The sequence below is a fragment of the Shewanella sp. 10N.7 genome (assembly GCF_020806285.1).
GTDB classification, from domain to species: Bacteria; Pseudomonadota; Gammaproteobacteria; order Enterobacterales; family Shewanellaceae; genus Shewanella; species Shewanella electrodiphila.
Map to the genome: position 1 here is coordinate 1 of NZ_JAJGZS010000043.1, position 12,399 is coordinate 12,399.

A 12,399-nucleotide genomic window follows, 5' to 3' on the forward strand; every position below is an offset into this window, starting at 1 on the left:
TGCTGCTGGATTTAGTGAGGGAACCACAAGCATCCTATTAAATTCGTGGGGTTCCCTCAGACTCTGACCCCACTTATTACTGATTTTAAGGGAGGGTTACAGCTGCTTTCAAAATTGCTCTCGACCTTGATAGTCATGAGCAACAAGATGAAAAGAAGATTTGCCTAAATCGATCCCAATAACTTTAATAGTAGACATGATGGTTCGCCTCTTTGTTAGCCTAACCCTAAGATTAGCTTAGGGGTGAGGCGGACCATCTAATTAAGGCCTGTAAATACAGGCCTTTTTTGGAGGGCAGTCTTTAACTACTGGTTAGGGCTGCTAACCGTTATGACAACACTGGCAGGTAAGTCAATACACGTTTGTCTCTGGCGACCATTGGGTCAACAATTAAATCTTTGAAGGTGGCACCATCGGCATTCATGACATGATCCATTAACGGCTTATTTTCCATTAATGTATCAATCTGTTCTAGCTGCTCAATGAGCGCTAGCGCGAGCGTGTTCTCGTCAGTAGCAACATAGTTCTTGCCCTGTAGCGAGATGGTTTTGACTGAACTGACTGCGTCACTTGCCATATGAATACCGGCAAATTCACGCCAAACTCGAGCTTTTTCTTCGCCGCGGTAATCACTATCATGTGAGGCTAGTACAACTTGCTTGAGCATCATCTGTAGCAAGTTACTCTTACCTTTCATCTCTCCTGTACTTTGCGGGAAGCCAAAGTAACTCCCAAGTGATGTAGCATAACTTGGTAGTGCTTCTATCTGCTGGTCGGCATAGTCCACATCGCTGCTGTAGTACTTTGGATCAACATCGGCACAAGCATTGTTAAGTGCAGGAGTTGTTAGGTAGCCATTGAGATCGTCTACAGTATTGCCCATAGTCATGTGGCAAAGCATACCTTGGAGATCATCATGGACTTTTGCGGTATCGGCTAGGGCGTAGTATGAACGATCTGTGCTACTTCTTGGTGACTTTCTTGTTAGCAATTGACGCACTGCTAACAGCTTATCAGGCCACATTCCCAGTACATCTCTTTCGTTTACAAAAGGATGATTTGGATTTGATTCCGGCGCTTTAAGACCATTAAGTAGACGACCTTTATTTACGGTGACATCGGCATAAAGCAGATCTTGGTAGGCAGACACTACATCTGCTTTTACTAGTAGTTGCTTAAGCTTCTCAGGATCTTGCTCAAAGCTGGTGATGATTTTACCAACATCTAAGCTTTCATCGAGTTGATTTCCGTTGAGACGGTAAATTCTCGACAGTAGATCTTCCAGTGAATGAACCTTAGTAAATACCGTGCTGTCATCGCTGTTCATTTTGTAGCTGACATGCAGGTAGATGTCATTCATGCCAGCAACCTTTAAGAAGGTATCAGCGGCTTTGTTTACTGCGCGTTGAGATGCACAGAACCAATACGTTTGATGGCTTGGACAAAACTCGGCTAGATCGTTTTGGCTAAAGGCAAATAACTCTTCTGCCGACGCGGTATCTTCAACAAACTGACGAATATCGTTAAAGCCACTGAGACGATTGACGGTGTAAGGCAGTATGTTATCTTCAAACAGCGTTTGACGATTGTGACGTAAGTTCATGGTGTCGTAACTGTCGAAGTATTTATCAACATAGTATTGCGCGATATCATCGTTGTTCGTCCCTGCATCAAAACGGTTACAGTTACTATTTAACGACACGTGACCGTCGGTACAGAAAGCAAAATACCTTAGATCGTTGGCAGCAGCTACATTATGCAGTGCGCCATATTGCGTCGCACCAGTTAAGTCACCCTCACTAAGTTCTTGACGACGATTTGCATCTTGTTCTTTCAGTGACACCATGGCGCCATCCGTGGTTTCTACGTTACGGGCATAACCAAAGCGGAGTGCGGCGAGGTCATACTTCTCAAATGTAGTGGCAAAACGATCGACGTTATAGTCCATTTGACTTGAGAAATCCGCTTTTACAGTAAGGTTGGGGTAACCTGCTGCGGCAAATGCGGACTCAAACTTGCTGATCTCTTGTTCATTAAAGAAGTTAGCTTGATCGCGGCTACCAGCAAAGTTATGGCGTAAACCAAATGTGTGGCCGAGCTCATGGGTTAAGGTGCCCGCAAAGGCTTGCGCGGCTAGTTTAGTGACTAAATCAGATTGGAAAGAGGTCGACATCTTTTCGATGTCCTTTAACTTTTCACCCACAATACCGTCAACCCAAAACTCGCTATTAGTCCAATCAATCTCGTGGCCTTTTAAGCCCCTAGGTAGTTCTCTCAGCGCGCCGCCACCTAACCCGAACGCTTCATTGACGCTCATCAGATTGTGCTCTGCCCAGAAGTCAGCGGTTTTGTCGTGTTGATTAACCAGCTCTTCAAATGGTGCACTGTCTGCATTGTCAGTTGAAAGTGTTGGAATTTGTGCTTGCGGTAACTCAGTTTGCATCGGCTGGCTACTCATTGAGTTATCACTGGTGGCCGTTTGCTGAGCAACTAACTTGTTGGCCGCAACTTCATTGTCTCGGGCAATCGCCTCTGGTGCTGGGGTGTAGTCGACACCAGTGAGTGCTTTTACTGAGCTTGGATCAAGCATACCGCGGTTATAATCGAGCTGGACACGGCGGTAGTAACGCGTAGCACCTTGCTCTAAGTTAGCGCTATATTGATCAACTCGACCACTGACAATTTCACCAGTCAATGGGTTCGCGGCTGATGGACCATATCCAGCCAAGCCATTGTCGAGTGGCTCATCGAACAAGGTTATATTGCTATAACGCAGATCGCCGTGACGGTGATTACCTGCTTTTTCGAGCTTGATTGGAGGTAAGCCTGTTTCGAACATCTTATTTTGAATGTTCATCGCGGTGATGCTTTCGTTGGCTGCATCTAAAAATGGTTTGTTTTTATCTTCAAAAAAGTTATTACTGAGGTAATAAGTAATCGCCGCTTTTTTCGGATTGTAGTGGTTTAAGTATTGGCGTACATAGCCGTCTTTACCTGCAGCATGATTACCGTCACGATAGTTATGCTGGGTTCTAAAAAAGCCATAGCTGCTATTTTCATCTTCACTGTATGGCACCACGTCAAAGTCATCACTGGCGAGCTGGTCAACAGCAACAATCGAAATGTATTCTGTGGTAGTGAAAGACAGGTTATCGAAATTACCTTTGAAGAATTTTCCAAAGCAAGCTGGGTTGGCTTGATAGGTATGCTCGATTTCAAAGTTGATGACGCCATTGGCTAAGTCCATTTCATAACCGTGCCAATCGCCATCTTTAACTAAGTGAGCCGATTCTGTTTCTGTGGTGCACTGTTTAAAAGTGACCAAATCGGTATAGTTCTCTTCAGCAATTTGCGCTGCTTCAAAGTGAGGAATAAAGAATTTCTTTTGATCCCAGGTGACATTACGGTCAGTGATCTCTTCCTCTTTGTTAGTACAGTCATCCCAATTGTCTTTTTGACATTGGAAATCAACGTATTCGCCAGGAATGGTGAGCACTGGGGCTTTGTTGTATTCATTGTCATAACGGGAGTCATGACCAAGGCCGATGTTATCTCGATCAATTTGCCTTAGCTGAATGCCGTTTTCAGTCATGCGCAAGGTGACGAGTTTTTCATCTCCTTGCGAGAAGCCATGTATGGGGGCCGAATACCTTGGTGCATCGCCTAAGCTACGCGTATACAGAAACAATCGTTCAGGCTGTTTGACTGCAAGTTCAGACAAGGATGTGGCCGTCGTTTGCTGGGCATTGGTCACGCTGGTGTCAGTGGTTGCTTCTTTGAGATTTTGCACCGAGACCATTTTCTCATCTTTTTTTACTTCCTGATACGGCTCATCGGAGCCACAACCATTGAGGGCTATGGCCCCGACAATGATAAGCGCTATCGTCGATATTTTCATGTAAACCTCTCTTCCAATAAATGTTATAAGTATTTCGTTATCGACAAGTAAAAGACTGAGCTTCGTTTGTCATAGATCTCAAATCCATGAGATGAACCTCTTTCTGGGTCATAGAATCCGCCGCTGTTATTGTGGCCGACAGCGGCTATCCAACTGGGTGAAAATTCCCAGCCAATCTCTTGGCTAGCGGTAAATAAATTGTCATAGCGACTGCTATTGAACTTCTTGGCCATACCATATGAGCCGCTGACATCTAAATACCAGTTATCGGTAAACTGCCAGGTCGCATCTGCCAGTATGTCGATTTGATGCTCTACAAAATGCTCGCCCTGTCGGCCGATTTCATACTTGTAGGCGTTGTACCTAAACCTTGGTGATATATAGAAATTCCATACATTATTGGGGCGATAGAATAGGTAGCCTCCGACTCGAGGTGCTGCTTGTAGCTTGTTCTCTTGACTAGTGTGGCTCGTTGGCAGAAATACCCCCGCGCTGCCGATTAAACTCCAGTCTGAATTAAAGCTTTTAGTTGGCGTGCGGTATTCAAGAAATGTGTCGTAGTAGTACGATTGGTCGTGATGGGTTTCGACCTCACCTCCAGCAGATAATCGGATACTGCCCCAGCTATCTCGATAACCTATACGGCCATTGCCGCTTATTGATTGATAAGAGCTAGGCTCTGATTGCCCGAAGGCGTTGGTTGTTGCGCTAGCACTGACATAACCTGACCAGTTGGAAGTGGTTGAGCTATTTGCTACTGATACATTTTCATTGTCAGCGAATGCTGATGACGATAATGTGCAACTCACGCACATTACGGCTGTGCAAAGTAGTGCTTTTTGAAAACTGAGTCGGCGTTTGCCCGGAAGCATGGCGCAGTTATTCTTAGACGGCATAATTCCACCCTTTAAGAGATCACTTGTTGATTATCTGGCAATGGTTAAAAAGCCAAACGATTGAGATTTAATTTACAGTTTTTGCTGCTTTATCCGATTATCGGATCAGCATTTTGATGACTCAAAGTGAGTCAATTAAGAAGGGCAGCCTTTAATTGGCTTTATCCAGCTATGGACAATCGACACCAAATTAATGATTTTTTTCGGTGTTTTGTGTTTGAGGTTTCTTATTACTAAGTAATTGCTGAAGAGTAGCAATAGGCAAAAGAATACCGAATTAGCTGTGAGTAAATTAATATCAAGCTCTTCGGTTTCCGCCACGAGTGTGCTTGATACACGCTCGACAGTTGAGCTCACCTTTTGGCACAGCATAGTAACAATGACTACTTGAGACTGCGCAAACTTATTGTTATACAGCGAAAATTCATGCTGCTTTGTTTGCAGTAAAGACTGGCAATTTGACGAGACTGTTTCAACTTCTGTTTTAGCTACCATAGACTGACCGACCAAAAAGATGGCGATCAAAATAGGTAAATAAACTAGAGTTTTACTTAATCTCTTCAAACGGATTCTCAATATATTTAATGCCGAATTAGCTCATTATGAACTCAAAACGGCTGATGCAAAGTGATACAAATGTTTTTAAGGCGAAATTTCAATCTATGAAATGAGTAAATTAATGTCAATGGCTAATTAATGAGCAGGTAAATATTGTGATTCTAGTCGCATAAAATATACGCTATAAACACCAACCACTTATCGGTTGTAACGACTTTACGACATTCTATCTTTGACTCAAACATTTCGATTACAATATTGAGATAGGTTGTAACCCTCCCTTATATCGATCATATTTTAAGAGAGTTTTCTTTATTTAACCGCTCATATAGCTTGGGCGGTAGATCGTTTAGTGATTCATGTGGCCGATCATAATTATATTCTTCAATCCAACTATCTGTGATTTCCCTAACTTCAGTCAAACTATTGAACAAATAGCAGTCTAATACTTCATTTCGATAAGTCCGGTTAAATCGTTCAATAAATGCATTTTGAGTTGGCTTACCAGGCTTAATAAAGTCTAACTTGATACCGTGTTGTTCGGCCCACATCTCAAGTGCATGTGAGATAAACTCAGGCCCATTATCTTGTCTTAAGCGCTTTGGATAACCGCGATAGGCTGCGATTCTATCCAGTACACGTATAACCCGTTGCGCAGGTAAGCTTGAGTCCACTTCTATCGCTAAAGCTTCACGATGGTAGTCATCAATCACATTAAAAGTTCTGAACGACTTTCCTGAAAACAAGTTATCGCTCATAAAATCCATTGACCAACATTCATTTTCCTTTGCTGGAACGGCGAGTGGCTCTGGCTCACGAGAAGGTAAGCGTTTTTTGCCTTTACGCCGTAAGTTAAGCTTCAAACCACAATAAACGCGATACACACGTTTGTGATTCCATTTATGCCCTAGAAGGCGCAGCCGTTTAAATATCTTCCGAAAACCATAAGCCTTATGCTTCTGTGCAATGTCAGATACCGCGTCAGTGATATCTTTATCATCGATACGTTTGAGTTGATAATAATATGTGCAACGACTAATACTTAGCGCATCACAAGCCAACACAACACCTAGGCCAAATTCATTAATGGCATAGTGGGCTAACACCTTCCGCTCTGCTGGCTTTATAGTTTTTTTTCAACAATGTCTTTTAACGCCATGTTTTGCAAACTGACATCTGCAAACATCTTTTTAAGCTTGGCATTTTCGGCTTCTAATTCACGCATACGGGTTAAATCAGAGGCTTGCATCCCACCGTATTTCGATTTCCATTTGTAATAGGTGCTTTGACCGACATTATGTTTGCGGCATAACTCAGGCACAGTAAGGGCGCCTGATTCACCTTCTTTGAGGATGTTGATGATTTGGCTTTCAGTAAAACGTGTCTTTTTCATGTGATTCTCCATTTGGTTTAGTGTAAATGGAAAACTCTATTTAAAACATTCTGATTTTAAGGGAGGGTTACACAATGAACTAATCTGTCACTTTTATGCCATTTAGTTCCCGTTGATAAAACACAACTTCAGTAGTCACTGAGCAAGAATCACCCGTTAACATGTGACAATATTTAATTGAATAATAGCTCATTTTTAAATCTTCCCAGAAAATACAAAAAGCCGGTTCTAAAAATATCGTTTTTTGTTTTTAGCTTTAGTTAAGCGAGCATTATTCATTTATTTCGTAGGAGAAGTAGGCTTAGAACAAGTGAGTAAGAATAAGCGAAATAACGCTTTTGAACCCTAAAAAAGCCCCGATACCGTTAGGTATCGGGGCTTTCAATTTCTTTTACAAGAAGTTCGATTCTAAGCTTTTAGGCTGTAGACCAACATCAACAATAATCATCTGACGCAGGAAAAATTGACTAGTACAAGGCGCTGCAAGCGAAGCATACGTTTTGTGTATGTGAGCAAGTAGCAACGCAGTAATAGCCAATTTTAACCAGTTAGATTACATGCCCATGCCGCCCATTCCACCCATACCGCCCATACCGCCCATATCAGGCGCTGCAGCTTCTTGTGGAATTTCAGCTACCATTGCTTCAGTCGTAATCATTAGACCTGCAATTGATGCGGCAAACTGTAGTGCACTACGAGTTACTTTAGTTGGGTCAAGAATACCCATTTCTAGCATGTCACCGTAAGTGTCGTTACCAGCATTGTAACCAAAGTTACCTGTGCCGTTTTTAACAGTGTTAGCCACAACTGACGCTTCTTCACCTGCGTTAGTTGCGATTTGACGTAGAGGTGCTTCCATTGAACGTAGTGCGATAATCACACCGTGTTTTTGGTCTTCGTTGATCACTTCAACTTCAGAGATTTTAGAAGCAACACGTACTAGTGCAACCCCACCTCCAGGAACAACGCCTTCTTCTACTGCTGCGCGAGTTGCATGTAATGCATCTTCTACGCGAGCTTTTTTCTCTTTCATTTCAACTTCAGTTGCTGCGCCAACTTTGATTACTGCAACACCGCCAGCTAACTTAGCCATACGCTCTTGAAGTTTTTCTTTGTCGTAGTCAGAAGTTGATTCTTCAACTTGAATCTTGATTTGTGAAACACGGCCAGAGATTTGCTCTTGCTCGCCGTTACCATCGATGATGGTGGTGCTGTCTTTAGTGATAACAACACGCTTAGCTGTTCCTAAATCTTCTAGGGCTGCTTTTTCAATCTCTAGACCGATTTCTTCAGCGATAACAGTACCGCCAGTAAGAATCGCGATGTCTTGAAGCATTGCTTTACGACGGTCACCAAAGCCAGGTGCTTTAACAGCTGCCACTTTAACGATACCGCGCATGTTGTTGACAACTAATGTTGCTAATGCTTCACCTTCAACGTCTTCTGCAACGATAAGCAATGGCTTACCTGTTTTAGCTAACGCTTCTAGGATTGGTAATAATTCACGGATGTTAGAGATTTTCTTATCAACTAATAAGATAAATGGTGCATCTAACTCAACGCTGCCAGTTTCTGGCTTGTTGATGAAGTATGGTGATAGGTAACCACGGTCAAACTGCATACCTTCAACAACGTCTAATTCGTTTTCAAGCGCTTGGCCTTCTTCAACGGTAATAACGCCTTCTTTGCCAACTTTTTCCATTGCAGTTGCAATGATTTCGCCGATTGATTCGTCAGAGTTAGCAGAAATAGTACCAACCTGTGCGATGGCTTTAGAATCTGAACACTCTTGAGAAAGCGCTTTAAGTTCAGCAACAGCAGCAATGACTGCTTTGTCGATGCCGCGCTTAAGATCCATTGGGTTCATACCAGCAGCAACCGCTTTTAGACCTTCAGTCACGATTGATTGTGCTAATACAGTTGCAGTAGTTGTACCGTCACCAGCTGCATCATTGGCTTTAGAAGCAACTTCTTTCACCATTTGTGCGCCCATGTTTTCGAACTTGTCTTCTAGTTCGATTTCTTTCGCTACCGAAACACCATCTTTAGTGATTAGCGGTGAGCCAAAGCTTTTGTCTAAAACAACGTTACGACCTTTAGGGCCTAAAGTTACTTTTACTGCGTTAGCAAGAATGTTGACGCCGTTTAGCATTTTAACGCGGCCGTCACTGCCAAATAATACTTCTTTTGCTGACATTTTCATGTTCCTTAAAATTTGTTGATTGAAAGCGATTTAATGGCGCGGATTAACCTACAACGGCCATTAAGTCTGATTCAGATAAGATAAGTACTTCTTCACCATCAATCTTTTCTTTCTTCACGCCGTAGCCTTCGTTGAAAATCACTACGTCGCCTACTTTAACGTCAAGCGCTTTCACTTCGCCGTTTTCTAAGATGCGACCATTGCCTACAGCTAGGATTTCACCACGTGTTGATACTTCTGCAGCACTACCAGTTAATACGATGCCACCAGCTGAAGTTGACTCAACCTCTAAACGTTTTACGATTACGCGGTCATGTAATGGACGAATATTCATCTACGGACTCTCCTAATGATTGCTGCCCACAAACGAGGCGGTTTTAAACAAATGATAAGGGCATTTACCCTTTGATGTTTGATATATGGGGGTTGATGATCACAGTTCCAAGGGTATTTATAAAAAAACTGCGATTTTTTTGTAAAATTTGTCGCTAGTATTTATTAAACGATAATGAATACTGATAGAATTTGTCTCCCGTTTTCGTGTTTAAGTCCAAATTGATGAATGATAAACATGGGTTGCTCAGCGCACCAATAGGTCGTGTGCTTTTCAATATGAGCCTCCCCAACCTTATCGGTATCCTCACCATTTATGGTGGCAGCCTTATAGATACATTCTTCATTAGTCAGTTAGGTACTGATGCGCTTGCTGCTGTCAGTTTCACTTTCCCTGTCGCCATTGTGTTTGCCAGTATCGCCATTGGTATTGGCGCTGCCACATCGACTAATCTTTCTCGATTAATTGGAGCTGGCAATACAACCAAAGCTAAAAGCTTCTTATTTGACGCTATGCTGCTGACCTTCATCTTGATCAGTATATTGGTCTCTATTGGCATTATGGCTATTGACCCACTGTTTACCTTGATGGGGGCAAATGAAAAAAGCTTGCCGCTGATCCACGACTATATGTTGATATGGTTTTGCAGTGCGCCGCTGTTAGTGTTGTTGATGGTGGGCAATCAAGGGATCCGCGCCACGGGTGATACTCGCTCGCCAGCGATTATTATGGCGGTAGCCGCAATTATTAACTTAATCCTCGATCCATTATTAATTTTTGGGATAGGGCCATTTCCCCGCCTTGAGATCCAAGGGGCTGCGATTGCGACCTTAGTGTCGTGGGTGGTCGCTTTTACCGTTTCGGGCTACATCCTCATTTATAAAAAACGCATTCTTGAGCTAATGACACTTTGCCGAGTTCGTATTACTGCAAATTGGAAAAAGCTCGGTCATATTGCTCGCCCTGCCGCATTAATGAATATGCTCAACCCTATCGCCAATGGCGTGATTTTAGCTATGCTCGCCCGCGCAGACCAAGCAGCAGTTGCCGCTTTTGGCGCTGGTATTCGCTTAGAAACCTTATTTTTAGTGGTAATAATGGCCATGACGTCATCGTTAATACCGTTTGTGGGACAAAATTTAGGGGCTGGCCAACATAAACGCGCCAAAGACGGCATGATGCTAGCGCTGCGCTTTGCATTAGTGTTTCAAACCTTAATGTATATCCCGATTTACTTCAGCGGTAACACCATTGCCCAGTGGTTCAGTAGTGACCCTGCCGTTATCGATTCTTTAAGCTTTTATATTCATGTATTACCCGCAGCCTATGGGCCGTTAGCCGTAGTGATTATGTTTGCCACTTGCTTAAATGCCTACCACCGCCCAATGAAATCATTAGTGATTAACCTCGTCCGCCTATTTGTTTTAATGCTGCCTTTAGCCGCGGTTGGTTTATATCTCGGTGGAGTGAAAGGCTTGCTGATTGCACTGCCCGTGACTAATACGATCATGGGGATTGCCTGTTACATTATGGCGAGTAAACTCACTGAACCCGATTCTGCTCATCTTCACTACAACAATGACGAATTGAATAGTTCTGCTGATTCAACCTTATAGCTTGTATAAGAAGCATGGTTTACTAAGGCTGATGAATTAAGCTTAATTCATCAGCTCTTGCATCGTTAAGGATTTAATGTTGTATTGAGTAAAATGCGACTAGCAGTAGTAAATAACAGTCGGCTGTATTAAATAAACTAAATGCCGAGGAAAGCCTCATGAGTAAGTCTGTCAATGCCACCCTATTAAATGCATTTGTTTGCCCTGGAGTTGGGCACTTATATTTAGGTAAAAAAGCCATTGGCTGGAGCATTATTGCAGCATGTTTTGTGAGCCTATGTGCCATCATGACCGTGGTCATGCAGCGCGCTCAAGCCATTGCCGATGATATTGTTGCCGGCAATATTCCCCTCGATTTTTATAGCATTTATGACGCTGTGCACCAAAGTGTTACCACTAACTTACCTGCTTCACTGGATATCGCGGTATTGGTGCTATTAATCTGTTGGATTGGGGGCAGTATTAGTGCCTATATCATGGGCAAAAAAATCGATGACGCTAATAAGCCTTCAAATCAATAAGCCTTAAAGTGAATAGACTTTAAGAAATAAGCCTTAAAAAATAGCCCTTAAAATAAATAGCCATTAAAGCCGAATAGCTCCTTATAAACCGTCTCATTTTTACGTGTTTACTCTGTATTAACCACCTCAAAAAAACTAAAAAAGCCGCTTGAGTATTGTACTCAAGCGGCTTTTTATTATTAGAAAATAAGATTCGTAAGGCGCTAAGCTGTTTAGCGCTTGTCAGTTTTATCGCTGGCACTGTCAGTTGCAGATTGAGTATCGCTGGCTTCAGATACATCATCTTTTACTGGGGTAATATCTTTCATTTCAACCTGATGGGTTTCAGGCCTCATGTCATTCGGATCAAACTTACGCTCAAAGTCGCCATCGAAGGTATTTCCGTCATTGCGTCCTTGGTCAAATGGGTTTTGGCCAAAACCTTGCTGACCAAATGGGTTCTGACCCGCTTGCCCCTGAAAACCGCCACCAGCAACCACGCGCATTTGCATACGTTTAAAGATGTAGCTCGCAATGGGTGAACGAGTAAATGGGGTTAATAGTAATAAACCAATCAAGTCAGTGACAAAACCTGGAAACAACAACAATAAACCTGCTGCAGCTAACATCATGCCTTCGACAATTTCCTTACCTGGCGCTTCACCGCGTTCCAGTTTAGATTGCACTGACATTAAGGTGCTTAAGCCTTGGCTACGCACCAATGACACACCGACTATTGCGGTTAAAAACACGAGTGCCACAGTATTCAATGGGCCAAACACATCTCCTACTGAGATCAACACTGATAACTCAATAGCAGGAACAAGAATAAAAACTAAAAACAAAACTAACAGCATGCTGGCCTCAATTATTTCATTGGGTATGAACAATATATGGGGGTAATCAGGTCTTAATTCAAGACGCATCAAAATTATTGTTATTCACAAAGGTATTTAGACCTTTTGCGGTCAAGATTTTTCGAGATAATGGTTAATACTGTT

The 12,399-nt window shown here is 42.7% G+C and carries 9 protein-coding genes; 2 read left to right on the forward strand and 7 right to left on the reverse strand.

Annotation, left to right across the window (positions count from 1 at the left end; all coding sequences use genetic code 11):
• Positions 1-328 precede the first annotated feature (328 nt).
• The 6 genes from LMH66_RS19440 to LMH66_RS19465 form a co-directional block, all read right to left on the reverse strand.
• A complete protein-coding gene (locus LMH66_RS19440) occupies positions 329-3,898 on the reverse strand; it encodes a zinc-dependent metalloprotease (RefSeq protein WP_229372473.1) in 3,570 nt (1,189 codons plus the stop codon).
• A gap of 23 nt (positions 3,899-3,921) precedes the next feature.
• Positions 3,922-4,794, reverse strand: coding sequence for a hypothetical protein (locus LMH66_RS19445; RefSeq protein ID WP_229372477.1), 873 nt, complete (start codon positions 4,792-4,794; stop codon positions 3,922-3,924).
• Positions 4,795-4,929: 135 nt separating this feature from the next.
• Positions 4,930-5,358, reverse strand: coding sequence for a hypothetical protein (locus tag LMH66_RS19450; protein WP_229372480.1), 429 nt, complete (start codon positions 5,356-5,358; stop codon positions 4,930-4,932).
• 284 nt (positions 5,359-5,642) lie between these two features.
• A protein-coding gene (locus tag LMH66_RS19455) for an IS3 family transposase (protein ID WP_229372482.1) occupies positions 5,643-6,745 on the reverse strand; the annotation gives its coding sequence in 2 pieces (ribosomal slippage) (positions 5,643-6,481 and positions 6,481-6,745; 1,104 coding nt in all).
• Positions 6,746-7,298: 553 nt separating this feature from the next.
• Positions 7,299-8,942 carry a chaperonin GroEL gene (gene groL / locus LMH66_RS19460; protein ID WP_229372485.1) on the reverse strand — a complete coding sequence of 548 codons (1,644 nt, stop codon included), beginning with the start codon at positions 8,940-8,942 and terminating at the stop codon, positions 7,299-7,301.
• Positions 8,943-8,991: 49 nt separating this feature from the next.
• A complete protein-coding gene (locus LMH66_RS19465) occupies positions 8,992-9,282 on the reverse strand; it encodes a co-chaperone GroES (protein WP_055022857.1) in 291 nt (96 codons plus the stop codon).
• Between the two features lie 224 nt (positions 9,283-9,506).
• On the opposite strand from LMH66_RS19465, the gene LMH66_RS19470 reads away from it, so the two are divergent.
• Positions 9,507-10,898, forward strand: coding sequence for an MATE family efflux transporter (locus LMH66_RS19470; protein WP_229372487.1), 1,392 nt, complete (start codon positions 9,507-9,509; stop codon positions 10,896-10,898).
• Positions 10,899-11,056: 158 nt separating this feature from the next.
• Entirely contained in the window at positions 11,057-11,419 is a 363-nt protein-coding gene (locus LMH66_RS19475) for a hypothetical protein (protein ID WP_229372489.1), read from the forward strand.
• A 212-nt stretch (positions 11,420-11,631) separates the two neighbouring features.
• Here the strand turns inward: LMH66_RS19475 and LMH66_RS19480 are convergent, their stop codons facing one another.
• Positions 11,632-12,255 (reverse strand): FxsA family protein, encoded by a 624-nt coding sequence (locus tag LMH66_RS19480; RefSeq protein ID WP_229372491.1) that lies wholly within the window; start codon positions 12,253-12,255, stop codon positions 11,632-11,634.
• Positions 12,256-12,399: the final 144 nt, after the last annotated feature.